Here is a 21,268-nt window from a genome sequence, read left to right as displayed (position 1 = left end):
ACGCGGTCCCTGCGCAGGACGCTGCGTCTCGCTCCCCGGAGTCCACGACCTACGCACCGCGAACGGCACCAGCGCTGGCTAGGTCCTGAGTTGCTGGATCATGGCGAGGTCGTCGCGGATGGCCCACCGTTCGCAGATACGTCCGCCGCGGAGGCGATAGGCGAAGGCGACGTCCCGGGCGACCGTTCCGGCGGTCAGGTCGACGCCGCGGAAGGGGCCGCCGGGCCAATACATCTCACGGCGGCCGAACTGGACGACGAGGTCGCCCTCGGCAACGACCGACGTCTCGAGCCATCGTGCCGGATGGATGTCGCGCCTGGCCCGCAGGAGGAACTGGCGGGTTCCTTCCAGCCCGCTCGGCATCCCAGGGGCAAGAGCGTGATTCACCATGTCCGGCGTACACAGCTCGTCGAGCCGTTCCAGGTCACCGATGCCGTTGCCCAGCTCGTCGAATTCCCGCACGACCGCCTTGTGCCCCTCGATGTCCATCGGACCTCCCACGCCCCAGCGCTACGCTGCTTCCGAAGAGCTTAGTAGCGGACCTGGGCTGAGAGGTCGAGGCCTCTGCCGGAGGGGGCCAGAAGGGTCAGTTGGTTGTGGTCGATGGTGTAGGAGACTGCGGGTTGGAAGGTGGCCAGCATCGCGGCCTGCATGGCGGCGGATTCGGCTGTGCAGGCGCGGTTGCTGACGGCGACGTCGGTGAAGCTCAGCTCTGTGTTGTTGCGGGTGACGGTGCCGGTGACGTCGTTGCCTCCGGTCCAGCCGGTGAGGCGCCCGTCGTCGAAGCGGATCCACGCCGCTTCGGTGCGGCCGTAGCCCTGGCGTGCGTCGGCGTTGGTGATGGTGGTCACGACCGTCCATTTGACGCCGTCGAGCGGGAAGTCCGGTTCGGCGACCATGCGGTCCAGCAGCGTGATCGTCGTACCGCCTGAAGTGAGAGTGAGCTCGTCGCCGCTCAGCCGCCAGGCGGGTCCGCTGGTCAGGAACGCCTCCAGCCACTCCTCTTGGTCCCGGAGCGGCGGCTCGCAACCGACCTGCGTCCCGCCGATCCCGGGGATCGACAGGCGTCCCCCGGTCAGCAGCTCGCCCGCCGCGGCAGCAGTACCCAGGCTGTTGCAGCCGACGTGCGCTCGCACGATGTCCCACACTCGCGGGTCGCCTTCGTTCTTGTTGGGCTGCCGCGCGAACCCGAGCCGGATGCGCGTGTTCGGCACCAGTTGCTTGGGCTTTCCGTTCTCGTCCACCGAGGTCGACAGGTAGGTCCTGCCCAGCGGTGAACGGGCCGAGCCGTCCAGGACCGCGACCGCGGATCTGAACTCGCGCAAACGGTTCAGCAGTACGTCGGGGTCCTGGATGCCTGACCGATGCAGCCTCGGCCTGCCGTCGCGCGCGACCCGGATGATCGTGCTGGGGCCGTAGGCGGTGGCCGGCCTACGTTGGTCGTCGGCGTCGATGATCATCTGGCTGCGGGCGGGGAACTGCGCGCGGGCCTCGGCAGCTGAGGCCGCCGGGGCCTCGCCGGTCCGATTGGCGCTGCTTCCGTACAGGAACGGATGGCTCTCCCAGAGGAACCAGGTCGGTCCCCAGGACCCGTCGAAGAACAGCACCCAGCCGTCCTTGACCGCCGGCGCCAGCCACTCGGGCATCGTCGGATCCGGCCGGATCGGCGCCAGCACGGTGATCCGCTCGGCGAGCGCGAAGTCGACCATCGCAAGAGAATCAGTGCGCAAATCGAGGCACCGGAACAGCCGATCGTGCGAGGCCTCGGTATGCACCGAGACCCCAACGGGTTGGCCGGCCGGCCGCCCCTTCAGTCGATTCACCACCCGCGCATCGCGGGCGATCACGCCGTACGTCAGCGGACTGGGATTGGCGACCACCACCGCCAGCCCCTCCCGCAACGCCTCGACCCCGTACATCAGCGCAGCCTCGAACTCAGGCAGGTCCATCACCGACATACCCCAAGTATCAGCCGGGTTCAGATCTGGTTGGTGCCTCCGTCGACGTAGATGTTGGTGCCGACGATGTAGCTGCTCTCGTTCGAGGCGAGGAAGGTTACGGCTGCGGCGGCTTCGTCGGGGCGGCCCATGCGGCCCTTGGCCACGGTTGCGGCGACGTTTTCCTTGACGGCACGGGCGGTTTCTTCGTCGCCGAAGGCGGCGGTGCCGCCGGGGGTTTCGATCCAGGCCGGCGAGACCACGTTGACCCGGATGCCGCGGTCCTTGAGTTCGTTCGACCACGTCCGGGCGAAGGATCGGACGGCCGCCTTCGACGCGGCGTACGCGCCGAACGCTTCCACCCCGCGGTCGCCGGCGGTCGAGCCGACGAGGACGATCGAGGCTCCGTCGTTGAGCAGCGGCAGCGCCTTCTGCACGGTGAACAGCGTGCCTCGGACGTTGACCGCGAAGGTCTGGTCGAAGTGCTCCTCGGTGGTTTGCTCCAGCGTCACGAACGTACCGATCGCCGCGTTCGCCACGAGTACGTCGAGCCCGTTGCCGCGGGCCCGAACCGCTGCGTAGAGCCGGTCCAGGTCGTCCAGGTTCGAGATGTCGCCGACGACCGCCGTCGCCCGGTCCGTTCCGATGGTCTTGACGGCGGCCTCCAGTTCGGCCTCGCGCCGGCCGGTGACGAACACGTACGCGCCCTCGTCCGCCAGTCGTACGGCGGTGGCCAGGCCGATGCCGCTGCTTCCGCCGGTGACCACCGACGTCTTGCCATCCAGCTGTCCCATAGGGGTTGCTCCGTCACTCTCGCTGTCAATCGTTCGACATCGATACTGCTGGAGTCGGGTAGTACGATCCATAACGTTGAGTCCAAGATTCTTTATGTATCGTCCAGGGAGGCCGCCGGTGCTCGGTTTTGGGGATCCAGTGGCTGACGCGATCGGCCTGCTCCGGCCCCGCACGGTGATCGGGCCGAGCCTCCGGGCCGTCGGCGAGTGGGCGTTGCGCTTCGACTCGTTCGTCCACGTGCGGATCGGCGGCCTGGTGCGCGGCACGTGCTGGCTGATGCTCGAAGGGCGCGAGCCGGTGCTCCTGCGGGAGGGCGACACCTTCATGCTGGGCAACCCGCCGCCGTACGTGCTCGCCAGTGGGCTCGAGGCGAAGCCGCGCCCGGCGGCGCCGGTCTTGGCAAGGGCTGACGACGGGTTCGTGCGGATCGGCCCGTCCTCCGAGCAGGACCTCTACCTCTGCATCGGGCACATCGCGTTCGACGACAGCAACGCGGCCCTGCTGACCGATCTTCTGCCGCCGCTCGTGATCGTCCGCGAGACCGACCCGCACGGCAAGCGGCTCGCGCAACTGATCGACCAACTGGCGACCGAGGTCGGGGTCACGGCGGCAGGCGGTCCGCTGGTGCAGAACCACCTCGCGCAGATCCTGCTCGTCCACATGCTGCGTGCGCACGCCGGCCAGACAGATCGACCGACCGGCTGGCTGGGCGCCCTCAACGAGGACGGCATCGGTACGGCGCTGCGCGCGATGCACGCCGACCTGTCCCACGCGTGGAGCCTGAAGGAGCTCGCCGAGATCAGCCACATGTCGCGTTCCGCGTTCGCGCAGGCGTTCAAGAGCCACGTCGGTGTACCGCCGATGGAGTACCTGATCCACTGGCGCATGAGCCTCGCGCGCGACGCGCTCGTCCGCGACACCCTGTCGATCGCCGAGATCGCACGGGCCACGGGTTACCTGTCCGAGAGCGCGTTCAGTACGACCTTCCGCCGCGTGGCCGGTTCGTCGCCCGCACAGTTCCGGAAACAGGCGCGGCAGTGGCCTAGTACTTTCGGCCAGGGTACGAACCAGTCGCGCGCGTGATGTGGAAGGACGGCCCTGATCGGCAGAGTGACAGCCGTCAGAAACGTGTGCCGGCTGGAGGGAAAGTCAGGATGCGAAAGGTCGTGACCATCGCCGTGGCTGTTGCCGCAATGGCAGCAGCGACGGTCTCGGGGGTTTCGCAGGCGAGGACGGTGACTGCCGCGGAGCCGAAGCAGGACATCAAGTGGGGCGAGTGCGACAAGGATGTCGGTGACGGAGTGCCGTTGCCGGCGGGAATGCAGTGCGGGACGCTGAAGGTCCCGTTGGACTACCAGAAGCCCGAGGGCCGCACGATCGACATCGCCGTCTCGCGGCTGCCCAGCAAGAACCCGGAGAAGCGGCGAGGCATTCTGCTGACGAACCCGGGCGGTCCGAGCCCGGGGCTGGGCTACCTCGCGTTCCTGGTGGCGGTGAAGATGCCGCAGGCCGTGCTCGACAGCTACGACCTGGTCGGCTTCGACCCACGAGGGATGGGCCGGAGTACGCCGGTGAAGTGTGACCTGACCGAGGAACAGCAGCTCTTCGGCAACATCCCGCCGTACGCGCGGAACGCGGCCGACGTCGCGCAACGGGCCGAGCAGTCCCGGAAGATCGCCGAGCAGTGCGCGGCCTCGGACACCGCCTGGATGCTGCCGTACGTCAGCGCCAAGAACACCGCGCGCGACATGGACAGCATCCGGACCGCGCTGGGCGAGCAGAAGACGTCGTACCTCGGTGCGTCCTGGGGCACGTACCTCGGTTCCGTCTACGCCACGATGTTCCCGAACCGGACCGACCGTGTGGTCCTGGACAGCAACCTCGGGCCGGCCGGGTGGGACTACCAGAGTCAGCGGCTGTGGTCGCAGGGCATGGACGACCGGTTCCCCGACTTCGCGAAGTACGTCGCCGCCAACTACCGCGAGTACGGCCTCGGTCGTACGGCGGCCCAGGTGAAGGCGACGTACCTGCGGCTGGCGGCGCGCCTGGACCGGACGCCGGTCAAGGGGCCCGACGTCGTGTGGGACGGGGCGTTGTTCCGGCTGATCACGTTCGGCTACTCGTACGGCGCGACGCAGCTGGCCACCCTCGCCGAGGTCTTCAAGGCGCTCGAGGCGAACCAGCCGCCGGCGCCGCTGCCCGCGGGCGTGACCGCCAAGGCGACGGCGGCCGACGTGGACAACCTGATCTCGGCTCGCTACTACATGATCTGCAACGACTCGCACTGGCCGACGTCGCCGGCGTCGTACCAGCGGAACGTCGCTGTCGACCGGGTCCGGTATCCGCTGTTCGGTGCGGCCGGGGCGAACATCAACCCGTGCGCCTACTGGCCGAAGCCGGTCGAGGAGCCGGTGCGGGTCGGCGGCGACGGCCCGTCGAACGTGCTGATGGTGCAGAACCTCCGCGACCCCGCGACCCCGCTGGCCGGCGCCGAGCGGCTGCGGAAGGCGTGGGGCGACCGGGCCCGGATGGTGACGGCAGACCAGGGCGGGCACGGTGTGTACCTGCTGAACAAGAACCAGTGCGCGAACACGGCCGCGACGTCGTTCCTGCTGACGGGCCGGCTGCCGGACCGCGACTACCACTGTTCCGCGGACGCGGCACCCCGCTGAGACTCCACGAGGAAAGGCGAAATATCCGGTGATCCGACGTACCGACCGGACCTTGGGCCGCATCCTGATCGCCCTCGAGGTCGTGGCGCTGGTGGGCTTCAACGGCGACGAAGCGGTACGCCGGTTGATCCTGCACGACCAGGTCACACCGGGCGCCCTGGTGTTCTTCGGGTCCGGGGCCGTGATCAGCGCGCTGGCGCTGCTGCGGCGCCGGTACCCGGGAGCGATCATGCAGATCGTGGCCGCCGCGTTCGCGGTCTCGCTGATCTGCAGCGCGGTCGGCTTCTTCGCGAAGCCGGCCGCCCCGTTTGGCGGTGACGGCGAGACCGTCGGGCTGGTCCTGCTGATCGGAGCCGGTTGCCATCGGCTCCGATCCCGGCCGGCGATCGCGGTCGCGATCGTCGGCGGGCTGGCACTCGTCACGGCGCCGATGCTCCGCTACGGCAGGGATTCGACCACGCTCACCCTCGCGGTGTTCTGGACGATCCTGTGGGGCTGCAGCGTCGCGATCGGGCTGATGCTGCGGGACGCCGACACGCGGCGCGAGGCCGAGCTCGTGGCGGCGCGGAACCGGGAGCGGCTCGCGCTCGCCCGGGAGCTGCACGACCTGGTCGCCCACCACATCACCGGGGTGGTGGTCCGGACCCAGGCGGCCCAGGTCGTGCTGGCGGACGGCCCCGAACAGCAGGTGCTGCGCGAGATCGAGGGCGCCGGCGCCGAGGCGCTGGCCGCCGTACGACGCCTGGTGACGATGCTGCGGAGCCCTGAGCAGACTGTCCCGCTCACCTCCGACGGCTTGGTGGCCGCTGTAGAGGCAGCCGTTGCGGATCACGCGAACGTCGACCTGCGGCTCGCGCCGGGCCTGGAGGACCTGACCGTCGCACCGGAGACGGTGTCGACCGTGCATCGCATCGTCCTCGAGTCGTTGACGAACGTCCGCAAGCACGCGCCGGACGCCCGGACGGTCACGGTCGCCGTGGAGCCCGCGGGCAGGCTGCTCCGCGTCGAGGTCACGAACGACGGGATCCGGCCGGGCCGTGCGCGGCGTACCGCCGGCGGGTACGGACTGATCGGCATGAGGGAGCGGATCGGTGCGCTCGACGGGACCCTCACCGCCGGGGAAGAGGACGACCACGGCGGGCGTCGATGGCGCGTCCTCGCCGAACTCCCGCTGTCTGGTGAGGTGGACGCATGACTGTCCGAGTCCTGCTGGCGGACGACCAGGCGTTGGTGCGTACCGGCTTCCGGCTCATCCTCGAACGCGAGCCCGACATCGAGGTCGTCGGCGAAGCGGAGGACGGCAAGCGGGCGGTATCGCTCGCTCGTGAGTTACGGCCGGACGTGACGCTGATGGACATCCGGATGCCGCAGCTGGACGGCCTCAGCGCGACCCGGCTGCTCGCCGGACCGGAGGTGGCGGATCCATTGCGCGTGCTGGTGGTCACGACGTTCGACCTCGACGAGCTCGTGCACGAGGCACTGCAAGCCGGCGCCCGCGGCTTCCTGCTGAAGGACGCCGGCCCGCGGCTGCTCGTCGAAGCCGTGCACGCCGCCGCGAACGGCGATTCGCTGGTGTCCCCGTCGATCACCACCCGCCTCCTGCAGCACTTCAGCAGGCCGACCGGCAAGACCTGCCGCGCCGAGCCGCCGCTGACCGAACGCGAACTCGACGTGACGCGAGCGATCGCCCGCGGCCGGACGAACGCCGAGATCAGCGCCGAACTGCTGATCTCGCTGTCGACGGTGAAATCGCACCTGTCTTCGATCCAGCGCAAGATCCAGGCCCGCAACCGAACCGAGATCGCCGTCTGGGCCTGGGAATCAGGCCTCGTCCGCTGACCGGGCGCGAGCCGTCTGCGCCGTCCGCGGCGGCCCGTCGGATATTCGCGGGCACGACGTCCATGGTGGCGCGGTCGCCGAGGCAATCTGGCCGGTGTGACGACGGCGGTGTTCATTTGGTCCTCCCATGGTCTGTAGCACGCTCAGCGTCAGCTGGATGAGCAGCTGCTCGGGAAGGTCGTCGCGGATGACGCCGATCCGCCGTCCGTGGACAACCGCCCCTCGAAGCCGGCCGGGCCGGTCAGCAGCGGAGAAACCCCGATCGGCGCGGCCGGCGTGGCAGATGGCCCGCGGCAGTGTCGGTGACGCTCGGTACGCTGGCGTCGGCCAGATCGGGAGGAGGACCAAGTGCAGGGAGATTTCACGCCGTTCAGCTATCTGACGGCGCCGAACGAGCGGCTGTACCGGGCCGTCATGGACGCGTTCGTGCAGGCCAAGAGGCGGTTCGTCGTGCACCTGCGGCCGGAGGACGTGCGTACGTCGATGCGCGACGCGGCGGAGCTGCTGGTGATCACCGATGCCCTCGCCCGGCTCGTGGAGTGGGGCAATCTGCGAGCGGACCCGGATACGAGCCGGGTGACATCGGTGGAGGACTTCCATCGCTCCCGGTTTCTGTACCAGTTGACGGTGCCCGGCGAGGCGGTCGAGCAGGCAGTGTCGGCGTACGACGAGGCGCTGGGTCGGCGTGGGGCCTTGCAGGCGGTCGCCCTGGCGGACATCGCGATGCAGTTGCGTGCGCTGACCGAGCTGTCGGAGGCCGCCCAGCCCGATGCGGCCAAGGTGCATCTGCTGCTGCGCGGGCTGGTTGACCGGTTCACGGATCTGGCCGGGAACGCGCGCGCCTTCATGAGTTCGCTGCAGCGCACGATCGATCTGCACGATGCTGATGCGGACGTGTTCCGTGCGTACAAGGATCGGCTGATCGACTATCTGGAACGGTTCATCAAGGACCTGGTGAGTATCGGTGCCGAGATCGCTGCCCTGATAGCTGAACTGGAACGCCGGGATGTCGGCAGATTGCTGGCCGGCGCCGCCTGGCGTGAGGCCGAGGACGCCGCACCGGGCGCATCCGGGGAGGACGATCCGCGTGCGGTGGAGTTCGAGCGCGGCCTCCAGTTGTGGCAGGAGCGCTGGCAAGGATTCTGTGCCTGGTTCGTGAGTGAGCCGCACCATCCGAGCCAGGCGAAGCTGCTGCGGGCGCAGGCACGGGCCGCGATTCCCCAACTCCTCCAGGTCGTCGCGGTGCTGAACGAGCGCCGCTCCGGACGATCCGACCGCTCGGCGGACTTCCGTGCCTTGGCACAGTGGTTCGCGGAGGCGCCGAGCGAGGACGAGCTGCACCGGCTGTGGCGGGCGTCGTTCGGTCTGAACGGCGCCCGCCACCTCTCGGCGAACGAGACCGCCGATGCCATGGTCCCCGCACAGACGCCCTGGGCCGACGCCCCGCCGCTGGTGATCAGCCCGCGGCTCCGCCGGACCGGAAGCTACGAGCGGCGTGGTAAGCCCAGCCGCGTGGTCGATCGGTCGCCCCAGCGTGCCTACCTCGCCGACCTGGCGCGCCGAGAGTCCGCCGAGGCAGCGGCCGCGCGGGAGCTGCTGGCGACCTCGCGTCCGACCCGCCTGTCGGATCTCGGTGAACTCGACCCGGCGGCGTTCCGCACCTTCCTGGCGTTGCTCGGCGACGCGCTGGCGGCCCGGGTGCCCGGCCGGCGTGTGGTCGAGACGACGACATCCGACGGCACGATGGCGATCCGTCTCACTGCGCTCGACGACGGGCGGCGCGCCGTGATCCGTACCCCGGACGGCAGCTTCCGCGGTCCGGACCATCTCGTCGAGATCGTAGATCTGCTGGCCGCCGACATCGATGAGCAGAGCGCATGAGCGGCCTGACGGATGCGCTGGCGGCATCGCGCGCGGACGAGTCCCGCCGGGCGGCAAGGGCATTGCTGCGCCGCCCCCTGCTACGACAGTCGGACGACGACTTCGTCCTGGTACGCCGGCACGCGCCGGTGCTCCGGGACTGGTTCGAGCGCAACACCGGCTGGCACCTCGTCGTCGACAGCGAGATGGCGCGGTTGGCGAAGGCCGTCGCCGGTCCGGGCGACGCAACTCATCCGGCGCGGGACGTGAAATCGAAGCAGGCCTTCGGACGGCGGCGGTACGTGCTGGTCTGCCTGGCGCTCGCGGCCTTGAGCAGGGCCGAGGCACAAATCACCCTCGGCAGACTGGCCGAGCAGGTGGTGCTCGGAGCAGCCGATGCACGCCTGACTGGCGCCGGTGTCGTCTTCCAGCTCGAAGGACGTGAAGAGCGGGCCGACATGGTGGCCGTGGTCCGGCTGCTGATGGACATCGGCGTCCTCGGCCGCGTGGCCGGCGACGAGGACGCCTTCGTGAAGGACACCGGCGACGTGCTGTACGACGTACGGCGACGCGTCCTCGGTGCGTTGCTCACCGCGTCGCGCGGACCGTCGACCATCGAGGCAACTGATTTCGGCGAGCGGCTGGCGGCCTCGACCCGCGAGCTTCCGCCGACCACGGACGATCTGCGGAACCAGCGGATCCGCCACCACCTGACCCGTCGTCTGCTCGAGGAACCGGTGCTGTACTACGCGGAGCTCGACGAGGTGGAGCGCACCTACCTGCAAGGCCAACGCGCCGCGATCACCGCCCGGATCACCGAGTTGACGGGGCTGGTGGCCGAAGTGCGTGCCGAGGGTCTGGCGATGGTCGATCCGTACGACGACCTGACCGACGTACGGATGCCGGAGAGCGGGACCGAAGGGCATGCCACCCTCCTCACCGCGGAGTACCTCGCGAGTCGGGCCGGCCGGGACGTGCCGGTGGAGGAGATCCACGACCTGCTGCGTCGCAAGGCCGTCGAGCACAAGGGCTACTGGCGGCGCGATGTCGCCGATCCCGGAGCCGAGCGGGTGCTCGCAGCGACAGCTCTCGCCCGGCTCGAGGCGCTCCGGCTGATCGCGCGCGTCGGTGACGTGGTCACTGCACGACCCGCGCTCTCCCGGTACGGCGTGGCGGAGCCGACGATTCAGGAGCCCCTGTGATCCTTCCAGCCCCCGGGCTCGAGCGCTGGCAGCCCTTACGGGCCGGCCTTGTGGACCTCTTCTACTACGACCAGGAGGAGTTCTGGTTCCGCGGCGGGCGGCTGCTGTTGCGGGGCAACAACGGGACCGGGAAGTCGAAGGTCCTCGCGCTGACCTTGCCGTTCCTGCTCGACGGCGACCTGTCCGCGCATCGCGTCGAACCGGATGCCGATCCGAAGAAGCGGATGGAGTGGAACCTGCTGCTCGGCGGAGACCATCCGCATGCCGAACGCCTCGGTTACGCCTGGCTGGAGTTCGGTCGGCTGGACGCCGACGGCACCGCCCACTTCCGGACGATCGGTTGTGGTCTCAAGGCGGTGGCCGGCCGGGGCATCGCGCGGCACTGGTTCTTCGTCACCAGCCGTCGGGTCGGCGCGGATCTGTCGCTGGTCGACGCGACGGGGACCGCATTGACGCGCGATCGGCTGAACGACATACTCGACGACCGCGGGACGGTGTACGACCGTGCGCGCGACTACCGGCGGGCGGTCGACGACAGTCTGTTCGGCCTGGGCGAGCAGCGGTACGGCGTGCTCGTCGACCTCCTGATCCAGCTCCGGCAACCGCAGTTGTCGAAACGTCCCAGTGAGAAGATGCTGTCGGCGGCCCTGACAGAGTCGTTGCCGCCGCTGGACCAGGCGGTGATCGCCGACGTTGCCGAGGCGTTCCGCAGTCTCGAGGAGGACCGCTCCGCGCTGGAAGCGATGACAGAGGCGCGCGATGCGGCGAGCTCGTTCCTGGATCACTATCGGCGCTATGCGCGGATCGCCTCGCGGCGGCGTGCCAGGCTGCCGCGGGAGGCGCACAGCGCCTTCGAACGGGTGAGCAAGGAACTCGGCGACGTGCAGCAGACCGTCTCCGACGCCGAGAGCCGGTTGACTGCCGCGAAAGGCCGGTTGACGGCTGCCGAGTCGGAGCGTGTTCGTCTGCAGGCGAGGGAGACGGCCCTGCGCGTGAGCCCGGAGATGCGCAGTGCCCGTGAGCTGGAGCGGGCGGCCGACGATGCGCGCCGGTCGCGGGCGGAGTCGGAGCGGCTGACCGGTGAAAGCGGCGAGGCCGAGACCAAGGTCGAGGAGCAGCAAGGGCGGCTCGCGGCTGCCGAGGAACGGCGGACAGCCAAGAACGAGCTGCTGGGAAGGATTCGGGCGCAGTCCGTCGACGCTGCGGCGGCGGCGCGGGTCGCCGTCGATCACGCGGATCGCATTGACGTGGCAGTCGAGGCTGGTGGCGACCCGGTTCAGCTCCGTGTGCAGGGCGACAGGATCGCGAGTCGCCAGCAGCGCGCGCTCGACCATGTGAGCGGACTGCTCCGCGCGGTCGATGCAGCCGGTCACGAGGTGTCCCTCGTACGGCGGGAGCTGGCCGAGCTCGACACCGAAGCCGCGGGCCTCGCGGAGCGGCGCCGGACCGCGGCGGACGCCGTCACCGGGGCGGGGGCTGACCTGGTGTCGCAGGTCCGCCGTCATCTGGAGCGCGCTGCCGAGCTCCGAGTGACGGATTCTGCGGACCTGCTGGCCGAGCTGGACCTGTGGGTGGAGACCCTCGACGGCCCGAACCCGGCCGCCGTTGCGGTGGCCACTGCAAGCCAATCCCTGGCCGCCGGGCTCGCAACCGACGCCGCGGACGTCGCGGCGCGCCATCGATCCGAGCGTATCCGCCGCCAGGAGTTGACCGCTGAGATCGTCCGGCTGGAGCGGGGTGAGGACACGGTCCCGCCGGCGCCGTACACGCGGGATCGGTCGGCGAGGGAGAACCGGCCTGGCGGTCCCCTGTGGCGCTTGGTCGAGTTCGCGGACGACGTCGTCGAGGTGGACCGTGCCGGGGTCGAGGCGGCGCTCGAGGTCGCCGGACTCCTTGACGCGTGGGTGACACCCGAAGGGGAGCTGCGGGCGGCGGAGACCGATGACGTCCTGCTCCGCCGCGGCGATGCGGCGCCTGTCCACCTCGGCGCCGTCCTGCGAGCTGTGACCGATCCCGACGATCCACAGCTGAGCGCAGTGTCCTGCGAGCTGATCGACGTGCTGCTGTCTTCTATCGGGTACGGCGAGCAGGACGTGCACACCTGGGTGACCACCGACGGCCGGTTCCGGCTGGGCGTGCTGGCCGGCCGATGGCACAAGCCGACCGCGACCCTCATCGGCCGCACGGCGCGCGATGCGGCCCGGCGAGTTCGGCTGGCCGAACTGCGCGAGCAGGCAGCCGCAGTCGAGGCGCAACTTGCCGATCTCGAACTGGCCCGGCAACGCCTTGACGAGCGGAAAGCTACGCTCGCCCTGGAGGTCGCCGCCGTGCCGTCTGATACGGAGCTGCGCAAGGCGCACAGCGTCGTACTCGGGCTCGTCGCGGAGCAGGCGGGGCTCAGCGCGCGCCGCACAGTTGCTGAAGGCAAGGAAGCCGGTGCGGTCAAGGCAGCTGAGCAAGCGCGGTCTACGCTGGAGACAGCGGCAATCGACGTTGGTTTGCCGACCGAGCTGGAGGCCTTGTCGGGGGTGGCGACCGCGCTGGGCAACTACCGCATGGCCCTGGTTGAGCTCTGGCCGGCGATGTCCGCGGCCGGGGATGCGGCGCGACAGGTCGCGGAGGCAGCGGGCGATCTGCGGGTGGCCGAACGTGCGTCTGCCGACCTCGCGCTTCGTGCCCATGACGTCGCACAGGAAGCAACGGCGGATGCCGAGCGGCACCGGACCCTGCAGGACACAGTCGGAGCTGCGGTGGCCGAGCTGCAGGCCCAGCTCGCCGAGACCACTGAACTGCTCCGCGCCAACCAGTCAGCGCAGGACGCAGCCCGGGCAGGGGTCGACGAGGCGATCGAGGCGCGCGGTGAGGCCAATGGCCGACTCCATACTCTGACCCGGCAACTCGACGAGGCCGCGGACCGGCGCGCCGAAGCAGCCGAGTCGTTCCGCAGATTCGCCGGCACCGGGCTGCTGGCCGTCGCGCTGCCCGGGCTGGAGATTCCCGATGCCGGTACGTCGTGGGCGGCGATCCCCGCGATGCGTCTGGCTCGTCGGGTGAACGACGAACTGAGCGAGGTGGACGCCGCCGATGCGGTCTGGGATCGTGCTCAGCACCGGCTGAACACAGAGCTGAAGACCTTGCAGGACACGTTGTCACGGCACGGGAACCGTGCGTCGGCGGATCTGCAGGAGGATGGCGTTGTCGTCGAGGTCGAGTTCCAGGGCCGGCCGGCGACGGTCGCTCAGTTGGCCGAGGCGCTGAGCACGGACGTGGCCGATCGCGAACGGCTGCTGAGTGAACGCGAGCGGGAGGTCCTCGAGAACCACCTGGTCAACGAGGTGGCCAGCACCTTGCAGGAGTTGATCGCAGCCGCCGAGGCTCAAGTCGCGGCGATGAACGGAGAGTTGGAGAATCGCCCGACCAGCACCGGCATGCGGCTCCGGCTGCTCTGGCAGCCTCGGCCCGACGGTCCGGCCGGCCTCGCCGCGGCCCGGGAACGACTGCTGCGCCAGACCTCGGACGCATGGGCGCCGGAGGACCGTGCCGCCGTCGGAGACTTCCTCCAGGCTCGGATCGCCGAGGTCCGCGCCCAGGATACGACCGGTACCTGGTTGGAGCACCTGACCGCGGCGATGGACTATCGGACGTGGAACCAGTTCGTGATCCAGCGGTACCAGAACGGGCAGTGGAAGTCGGCTACCGGTCCGGCGTCCGGTGGCGAACGGGTCCTCGCGGCGAGTGTCCCGCTGTTCGCAGCGGCCTCCTCGCACTACAGTTCGGCCGGGAACCCACACGCTCCGCGGCTCATCACCCTCGACGAGGCGTTCGCGGGGGTCGACGACAACGCGCGGGCGAAGTACCTGGGTCTGCTGGCGGCGTTCGATCTCGATGTGGTGATGACCAGCGAGCGTGAGTGGGGCTGCTATCCGGAGGTGCCTGGTTTGGCGATTTCGCAGTTGGCCCGCGCGGACGGCGTACCGGCGGTCCTGGTCACCAATTGGGAATGGGACGGACAACGGCGGACCCGCGTCGATCATGATGTTCACGGCACCGTCGAGGTACCGCAGGACGGGTTGTGGGAGTGACCGACGAGGACCGCTTGCGGCGCCTGCTCGGTTCCGAGGACCTTGCCTGGCTGGTACTCCGGGTGCGTCAGCGGATGGAGCGCGGCACGCCGCTGGACACGAGCGTCATGTTGCCGGACGCAACGGATTCGCAGCGGTCGGCGGTGCAGCGGCTGTTGGGCCGGCGACCGGTGCCGGGCCGGGCGCTCACTGTCTCGCTGCCTGCGCTCGATCGGCTGCTGCGCGACTCCGGGGCGAGCCCGGACGGCCTTCCGGCTGCGATCATCGCCCTGACCGGCGAGGTGATCGATCGTCGGGTGGTGGCCGCCGAGCAGGTCCACGCCTGGCGACTCGCATTCGGGCCGTTGCGCGAGGCGGTCGCGGGACGGCCCGAGCTCACCGAGTGGCTCGGTGAACTGGATCGAAGCGGTCTCGTCCGGCGATTGACAGGGACGCCGCCGGCGGCAGTTCCGGTACTCGCTGATCTGGCAGCGGTCGTCCGGGAGTTGCCTGCTCGAGGTGAGCTGCTCGGCGGATTCGCTGCGCGCGTGGCCGGGCGTGCCCACGCACTCGACGACGGACGGCCGCTGGCGACCTTGGCGCTCAGCGCGGCCAGAGCGCTGTCAGGTCTCGCCTCCGGGAGCGGTGCCGAGTGGAGGCGAGAGGTGTGGGCGTCGGTCGGTATTCTTCGGGACGAGTTGTCTGCGACGGTGCTCACGCTGGGGCTTCCGGGGACTCGCACGTCTGCGACGGGGCGCGCGCTGGGTGCTCTGCGAGAGGACGGTCAGCCCGCTGTACTGACACTGCGGCAGTTGGTCCGTGACGAGATCCTGGTGCAGGCGCCGTACGTCTTCGTCTGCGAGAACCCGATCCTCGTGTCGACCGCCGCGGACCGGCTCGGGCCGGGGTGCGCGCCGCTGGTGTGCAGCAACGGCCAGCCGAGCGCGGCGGTCTTGCACCTGCTACGCCGGCTGACAGCCGACGGAGCCCAGCTTGTCTACCACGGCGACTTCGACTGGGGCGGACTCCGCATCGGCAACGTGATCTTCGATCGCGTGCCCGCACGCCCTTGGAGATTCCGCGCGGCGGACTATGCGGCGGCGGCCGGGACAGTCCCGCGCCGAGGCCACGCGCTGCGGGGAACGCCCGTCGCCGCGACCTGGGATCCGCAGCTCGCCCAGACGATGGCGAAGACCGACCGCGCGATCGAAGAAGAGCAGGTCCTGGACCACCTCCTGTCCGACCTCGCGCAGTGACTCATGCAGCGGTAACTCCTCCAACAATGGCGACGGAACGAGTCGCCGTGCTCCGTCGCCATCGACGCCATCCCGACATCGGCCGCGTCGGCAGCGTTTCGCCCTGACGGAGCCACTCACAGATCCGCAACTGGCGCCGATCGACATGTACGCCGAGGCGTTGCAACTGGTCAAGGCGGCTTTCCCGGATCAAGCAGGAGGCTCAGCAGCCCGAGCCGCAAGCAGTTCGATGACTGCGGCAGAACAGATCACTCCGGTGGTGACCGAGCACGGCGAAGGTCCCGTCTGGTGGCCGGATCGTACCGGGCTGCGGTGGGTCGACATGCTCGCAGGCGACGTGCTGATATTGAGCGATTCCGGCGAGGTGCGGCGACAGTACGTCGGCAAGGTGGCTGCGGCGCTCCGACCTCGTCGTACCGGCTCGCCTGGTCCCCTGATGGCGGCACGGCCTATTACGTCGACACGGCAACAAATCGGATCGACGTGCTCGACCACGATCTGAGGAACCGGCGTCCGTTCGTGCAGGCGACGTCGAACACGGAGCTGCGGACGGTCTGACGATCGACGCGGACGGCGGCGTCTGGGTCGCATTGTGGGGAGGCGGCGCGGTCCGGCTGTTCACCGTCCGGCCGGCTCGACCACGTCGCGAGGCGGTTCCCTGGTTCTCGGGGCGAGCGCGCTGCCATCGTGGTCCTGATCTGTGTGCTGGGCGGATCGGCCGGGTACGTGTCGCGGGCGACGTCCTCCGATTCGGCCGCGGCGCCGCCCGGCGGCGGCTGGGCTGGGGATCTTGCTCAGGCTCTGGTAGTCGAGGGAGTATTCCCCAGCCAGGATCGCTGCTGCTCACGATCGCTGCTCCAGGACTCGTCACCGGGCCGGGAGCGATCGCGGTAGCCCGAACCACGGCAACACGCTGACCTCGAAGCGGGTCATGGCGCAGATCCGGTCACCGACCAGGGTGAGCACGTAGAGGCCGGCCGCGTGGCGGATTCCGGCCGGGACGCGCAGGTATGCCCCGAATGCGGGCTGGCCGTTGGCTCGGGTCGGCACGAGGTCGAACCTGCGGCCCGCGCCGAACTGGCGGGCCCAGTAGCGGGCGACGGCATCTCGGCCCTCGTACCCGAATGGCTCCGGAGGCATAGCGATGAAGACGTCGTCGGTCAGCAGGGCCACCAGCGCGTCGAGATCGGCCGACTCCCACGCGCGGGCGAAGATGCCCACGATCGCCTCCTCGTCGGGCGAACCTGCCGCGGGCGGCTGATGGCCGGCGGCTTGCTGCCGGCGCTGCAGACCGGCGCGGGCTCGTTTGAGGGCACTGTTGACCGATGGGACAGTCGCATCCAGCATGCCGGCCACCTCGCCGGCGTGGAATCCGAGGACGTCGCGCAAGATGACGACGGCAACCTGACGGGGCGGAAGCACCTGCAGGGCGGCCACGAAGGCCAGCGAGATGGCTTCGCTCCGCTCGTAGCGGGCTGCCGGCCCGAGCGGCTGGTCGACGGCGCCCTCGAGGAACGCGTCAGGAAACGGCTGCAGCCAGGCGGCCTCGTCGCGCGGGGTCGGCAGGGGCGGTTGGAACTGCGACATATCCCACTCCCTGGCCGGGCGCCTGCTTGCCGCGCGGCGCGCGTTGAGGCACCGGTTGGTGGCGATCTTGTACAGCCAGGTGCGCAGCGACGCGCGTTCCTCAGCGAACCCGCCGATGCCTTGCCAGGCGGCCAGCATCGTCTCCTGGACCGCGTCCTCGGCGTCGGCGAACGATCCGAGCATCCGGTAGCAATGCACCTGCAACTCCCGCCGGTGGGACTCGGCCAGTTCCCGGAACGCCTCGCCGTCCCCGGCCCGCGCCCGCGAGAGCAGATCGGCCGGCACCATCTTGCACCCCTTCCGTCCGCGCCTTGTCGTGCCTCTACCCGGTATATACACCGCCCACGACGCGAACTGGGCGGCTCGCGGGCGCCCAGTTCTCCAGCGCCGCGGTGTATGCACTAGCGACCGCCCGGACGATCCGCGCACCGGATCGTCCCGCGGCAGCTGGCAGCGACCCCCTGGAGGTTGGCGATGGAATCGTCCGCATCGGCCGAGCGCGTGGTGTTCGGTGTTCTCGATCTGCGCGGCCGCGGGCGCTGATGAGCGTCTCAGGCATGCACCGGAAAGCAGCTCACCGCGGGAAGCAAGCGGGCAGGACGCTCGCTCGCGCGTTCGGCGGCTGGCGGACCGGCCTGTCGGGGCCTGTCATCGTTCTTCAGGCTGGAACCGCGGTCAACTACTTCGGCACTGGACTGATCCTTCCCTTCGAGATCATCTACATGCACCAGGCCCGTGGCTTCCCAACGGCGACCGCGGGGCTGGTGCTGGCGGCGGTCATGGCCACGGCGGCGGTCGTGACGCCCCCTTCGGGTGCTCTGCTCGATCGTTTCCGTGCCAAGCCGATCCTGATCACCGGCAATCTCGCGAGCGCACTCGGCTACGCAGGCTTCGCGTTCGTCGACCGTCCCTGGCAAGCCTTCCTCTGCTCGGCCGTCGGCGGCGCCGGGTTCGGAGTCGCGAGCACCGCGAACCAGGTTCTGAGCTTGACCCTGGTCACAGCGGAGCAGCGCGCCTCCTCGATCGCGCTCCGCCGAGTCGCAGGCAACTTCGGTCTCGGCAGCGGCGCGACGGTTGCGGGTTTCGTCATCGCGTCCACCAATCATCTCCGCGCGTTCCAGGCGCTGTACCTGCTCGACGGCGTCACCTTTGGTGTCTGTGCGCTGGTTGTGCTCGTGGGGATCCCGAATCTCCGCAGTACAAATGCTGCTCCGGCGAGCGACGCGCGAACAGGATTCCGTGCAGTCGCTCACGATCGGCTCTTCCTTGTCCTGGCCGCCGCCAACATCGTGCTCATACTGACCGGCGGCGCGCTCTTTTCGAACATCCTCCCGCCGTTCGCGAAGGCGCACACGCCGGTCGGGCCGGGCGAGATCGGCATCGTCATTTTCCTCAACACGCTCTTCATCGTCGTCGCGCAGCTTCCAGCCACACGCGTCGTCGAGCGAATGCGCCGTACACATGCCTTGGCCGCGACCAGCGGGCTCTTTGCGATCGGCCTGCTCGCTGTCCTGCTCGCAACGCTGACGACCTCGACGCTCACCGCTACTACTGTCCTGGCCGGGGTCGCGATCGTGATCGCGATCGGTGAGTGCGCGCAGTTCATCGTGCTCGGCCCAATCGTCGCCGACCTCGCACCGCCGCATCTGCTCGGCCGCTACATGTCGCTCTACAGCCTCACCTTCCTGGCCGGCGTAGCCCTCGGCCCCGCGGTCGGCGGCGCGCTGCTCGCAACCTCACCGGACGCGGTCTGGTGGGGCGGCGCCTTGGCGGCAGCACTGACCGGAGCCGGCTTGCTGCGACTCGGCAACCGGATACCCGACCCGCTCCTGCAGACGCAACGCCCTCCACCGCAAGCCATGAGCGCGGCCGACATGGACCCCGGCTGCCACAGCCAGATGAATGGTTGAGGTTGCCCCCGAATTCCCGGACAGGGAGATCAATGTGCGGCTCTTCGCAGTTGAGGCTGCAGTGCGCGTCGCACGCCGATACGCGTCCAGATGATCCTCGGGCCGCCCATGTCGTGAAGGAGTTGCCGGCCGCGCGACCCGACCTGTCGGCCTGGTGGCGGTGCAGGTCGGTGCGCGAGTTCACGCCCAGAGCGGTAGAGATACGGACACAGGAAGGCCTGAGATCGTTCGAGCTGACGCTGCTGCGTTCTGGCGGCGGCCGGGTCCTCGTCGGCACGCCGGTGACCAGATAGATCGCTGATGGTCAGAAGGCCGTCGTCATGCCGCCGTCGACGGCGAGAGTCTGGCCGGTGACGAACCGCTTCTTCAGTCACGGTAGGCCGGACAGCGGCGCAGTCCGAGCGATATCTCGATCAGGCGCAGTCCGTATCGAGCAGTGGGGAGCGACTCAGGGCTGCGCCCTGCTCGACCGGGAGGTTCGGGTCCGCGGACCACGCTGACCAGGAGCCGACGTACAAGCCGATCGGTTGGCCGATCACGGCGGCTGCGAAGACGAGCAGCGAGCTGGAGACACCGCCGCCGCAGTAGGCGCCGACCTGGTGGCCGCCGATCGAGCGCCGGTGCAGGAACCACTTGCGAAGATCTGTTGCTCGGTGCAACCGTCCGTCCGGCGCGATCAGCTCGGCCGAGTGCGCGTGGACGGCGTGCGGGACATGGCCGCTGCGAGGGTCGTCGGTGTAGCCGTGGTACGCCGCGGCGGGACGACCGTCGAGCAGAGTTCCGTACTCCGAGATGTCGAGAACCTCGGTCGCATGGAGTATCCGCACGCCGGCCGAACGCGGAGGATCGGCGGCGCCGGCGGGTGCTTCTGGGGCGGAGCGCGCAGCTGTCGGCTCGGCGTTCCGGAGATGCTCGGTCACGCCGCCGGCTGCGACCCACGCCTGGAGGCCGCCGTTCAGGACGCGGACCGAGGGGTACCCCGCCCAGGTGAGGGTGAACCACGCCCGGGTTGCGGAGGAGAGCTCCTCGACGCGGCGCGTGTAGACGACGATGTCGTCGGTCGGCCGGACACCGCGTGCGTGGAGGGCTGCGTGGAGGTCGCCGACGGCGGGCAGCGGCAGGTGGCCGCTGGTGGCGGTCGGGCGCCCGGCGAAGTCGTCCTTCACCGAGGTGTCGACCGCGTCGGGGATGCTGCCGTCGATGGGATCCGCGCCGTCCGCCATCGCCCGCCATGGAGCAACCTCGAGGAACACATACCGGTTCGTCAAGCGGTACGCCGTCTGGGCGTCGAGCAGCTGACTCATGACGAGGTGTGGGGGACGAAGACGACTGGAAGGCTGTCCTTCAGGGCGTTGTAGATGCGGCAGCGCTTCTTGTACTCGGCGACGAGTTGGTCGGCGGTGAGGTTGTCGACGCCGTCGATGAAGCACTCCATGATCAGGGTGCCGAGGTAGTCGCCCTCGACCTTGCGCTCGATCCGGGCGAAGATCTCCACCTGTCGGTCGGGCTGCCCGCTCTCGACGAAGTCGTGCCGGAAGGCGTTCAGCGCGCAGGAGACCAGAGAGGCCACGAGCAGGTCGAGCGAGCTTGCCTCCTCGCCCGGTCCACCGCTGCGCACCGAACCGTCCGAGACGATCTCGAAGCCCGGTCCGCTGAGCGTGTAACGGCCGCGGACGTCGGTGGTCCGTCCGTGCAGGTTGCTGACGACGGTGATCCGGTCGTTCATTGCTCGAGTCTATGAACGACCGACCTCGCCCGCGGACGGTTCCCGGATCGTGGTCACAGCGCGCAACTCTTCGGACAGCAGGGCGACGACCCGCGTGAGCGAGCGGTTGTCCTCCCGGAGTACGGCGACCTGGTGTTCGAGCTCCGCGATCTCTGCCTCGAGCTCGCGACGGCCGCCCTTGCGTTGCTTTGGTGCCGGCGCCGGGTCCCAGCCGTCGGCATCATAGTCGTAGCTGCCGTCGTCGTAGCGTGCCATCCACTTGCGTAGGGACTGCGGGCCGACCTCGAACTCCTCGGAGACCTCGCGCACGATCGAGCGGTTGTCGGGCTCGTCCCGGCGGCGCTGCAGCACCCGCTCGACGGCACGCTCCCGGACCTCGTCGCTGTACTTCTTGTCGAACACCACGCCGTGATACTACGCGCG

Annotated in this window: 17 protein-coding genes and 1 pseudogene; 11 read left to right on the top strand and 7 right to left on the bottom strand. The window is 69.5% G+C overall.

The features are described 5' to 3' along the window. Positions 1–78: 78 nt before the first annotated feature. The 3 genes from ACFV9C_RS05855 to ACFV9C_RS05845 are packed head-to-tail and all read right to left on the bottom strand — an operon-like array spanning position 79 to position 2,731. A complete protein-coding gene (locus ACFV9C_RS05855) occupies positions 79–489 on the bottom strand; it encodes an ester cyclase (RefSeq protein WP_380190942.1) in 411 nt (136 codons plus the stop codon). Positions 490–530: 41 nt separating this feature from the next. Beyond that, complete coding sequence (locus tag ACFV9C_RS05850; protein WP_380190941.1) at positions 531–1,958, bottom strand: META domain-containing protein; 1,428 nt, start codon at positions 1,956–1,958, stop codon at positions 531–533. A 20-nt stretch (positions 1,959–1,978) separates the two neighbouring features. Continuing rightward, entirely contained in the window at positions 1,979–2,731 is a 753-nt protein-coding gene (locus tag ACFV9C_RS05845; protein WP_380190940.1) for an SDR family NAD(P)-dependent oxidoreductase, read from the bottom strand. Positions 2,732–2,870: 139 nt separating this feature from the next. Here ACFV9C_RS05845 and ACFV9C_RS05840 point away from each other — a divergent pair, with 139 nt between their 5' ends. From ACFV9C_RS05840 to ACFV9C_RS05795, 10 genes and pseudogenes are all read left to right on the top strand, one after another. After that, positions 2,871–3,815 (top strand): AraC family transcriptional regulator, encoded by a 945-nt coding sequence (locus ACFV9C_RS05840; RefSeq protein WP_380190939.1) that lies wholly within the window; start codon positions 2,871–2,873, stop codon positions 3,813–3,815. A gap of 71 nt (positions 3,816–3,886) precedes the next feature. Further along, entirely contained in the window at positions 3,887–5,404 is a 1,518-nt protein-coding gene (locus tag ACFV9C_RS05835) for an alpha/beta hydrolase (RefSeq protein WP_380190938.1), read from the top strand. Between the two features lie 28 nt (positions 5,405–5,432). Continuing rightward, the gene (locus ACFV9C_RS05830; RefSeq protein ID WP_380190937.1) at positions 5,433–6,599 is read left to right on the top strand and encodes a sensor histidine kinase; all 1,167 of its coding nucleotides are present in this window, start codon (positions 5,433–5,435) and stop codon (positions 6,597–6,599) included. Further along, positions 6,596–7,243, top strand: coding sequence for a response regulator (locus tag ACFV9C_RS05825; protein WP_380190936.1), 648 nt, complete (start codon positions 6,596–6,598; stop codon positions 7,241–7,243). Before ACFV9C_RS05830 ends, ACFV9C_RS05825 begins: the two co-directional genes overlap by 4 nt. Positions 7,244–7,591: 348 nt before the next feature. Beyond that, positions 7,592–9,124, top strand: coding sequence for a TIGR02677 family protein (locus ACFV9C_RS05820; protein ID WP_380190935.1), 1,533 nt, complete (start codon positions 7,592–7,594; stop codon positions 9,122–9,124). Continuing rightward, positions 9,121–10,305, top strand: a complete 1,185-nt coding sequence (locus tag ACFV9C_RS05815) for a TIGR02678 family protein (protein WP_380190934.1) — start codon at positions 9,121–9,123, stop codon at positions 10,303–10,305. The genes ACFV9C_RS05820 and ACFV9C_RS05815 overlap by 4 nt, the downstream gene beginning before the upstream one ends. Then, the gene (locus tag ACFV9C_RS05810) at positions 10,302–14,387 is read left to right on the top strand and encodes a TIGR02680 family protein (protein WP_380190933.1); all 4,086 of its coding nucleotides are present in this window, start codon (positions 10,302–10,304) and stop codon (positions 14,385–14,387) included. The genes ACFV9C_RS05815 and ACFV9C_RS05810 overlap by 4 nt, the downstream gene beginning before the upstream one ends. Beyond that, positions 14,384–15,622, top strand: a complete 1,239-nt coding sequence (locus tag ACFV9C_RS05805; RefSeq protein WP_380190932.1) for a TIGR02679 family protein — start codon at positions 14,384–14,386, stop codon at positions 15,620–15,622. The genes ACFV9C_RS05810 and ACFV9C_RS05805 overlap by 4 nt, the downstream gene beginning before the upstream one ends. 145 nt (positions 15,623–15,767) lie before the next feature. Further along, complete coding sequence (locus ACFV9C_RS05800; RefSeq protein ID WP_380190931.1) at positions 15,768–16,124, top strand: hypothetical protein; 357 nt, start codon at positions 15,768–15,770, stop codon at positions 16,122–16,124. A gap of 34 nt (positions 16,125–16,158) precedes the next feature. Then, positions 16,159–16,539 (top strand): annotated as a pseudogene (locus tag ACFV9C_RS05795) (SMP-30/gluconolactonase/LRE family protein); the annotation flags it as partial. On the opposite strand, the gene ACFV9C_RS05790 reads toward ACFV9C_RS05795, so the two are convergent. Continuing rightward, positions 16,490–17,497: an RNA polymerase subunit sigma-70 gene (locus tag ACFV9C_RS05790; RefSeq protein WP_380190930.1), complete on the bottom strand. Its 1,008-nt coding sequence runs from the start codon at positions 17,495–17,497 to the stop codon at positions 16,490–16,492. The pseudogene ACFV9C_RS05795 and the gene ACFV9C_RS05790 sit on opposite strands and share 50 nt — an antisense overlap. Positions 17,498–17,766: 269 nt before the next feature. Here ACFV9C_RS05790 and ACFV9C_RS05785 point away from each other — a divergent pair, with 269 nt between their 5' ends. Beyond that, complete coding sequence (locus ACFV9C_RS05785; protein ID WP_380190929.1) at positions 17,767–19,119, top strand: MFS transporter; 1,353 nt, start codon at positions 17,767–17,769, stop codon at positions 19,117–19,119. Between the two features lie 413 nt (positions 19,120–19,532). Here the strand turns inward: ACFV9C_RS05785 and ACFV9C_RS05780 are convergent, their stop codons facing one another. From ACFV9C_RS05780 to ACFV9C_RS05770, 3 genes are read right to left on the bottom strand one after another with little or no spacing between them, the layout of a single operon-like run. Further along, the gene (locus tag ACFV9C_RS05780) at positions 19,533–20,423 is read right to left on the bottom strand and encodes a sulfurtransferase (protein ID WP_380190928.1); all 891 of its coding nucleotides are present in this window, start codon (positions 20,421–20,423) and stop codon (positions 19,533–19,535) included. After that, positions 20,420–20,845, bottom strand: coding sequence for an OsmC family protein (locus ACFV9C_RS05775; protein ID WP_380190927.1), 426 nt, complete (start codon positions 20,843–20,845; stop codon positions 20,420–20,422). The genes ACFV9C_RS05780 and ACFV9C_RS05775 overlap by 4 nt, the downstream gene beginning before the upstream one ends. 9 nt (positions 20,846–20,854) lie before the next feature. Further along, positions 20,855–21,250, bottom strand: a complete 396-nt coding sequence (locus ACFV9C_RS05770; protein ID WP_380190926.1) for a transposase — start codon at positions 21,248–21,250, stop codon at positions 20,855–20,857. Between the last annotated feature and the right edge of the window lie 18 nt (positions 21,251–21,268).

The organism is Kribbella sp. NPDC059898 (genome assembly GCF_042730855.1).
Taxonomy (GTDB): domain Bacteria; phylum Actinomycetota; class Actinomycetes; order Propionibacteriales; family Kribbellaceae; genus Kribbella.
The sequence above is the reverse complement of the archived record's forward strand: the minus strand, read 5'-3'. Positions and strand labels throughout refer to the sequence as shown.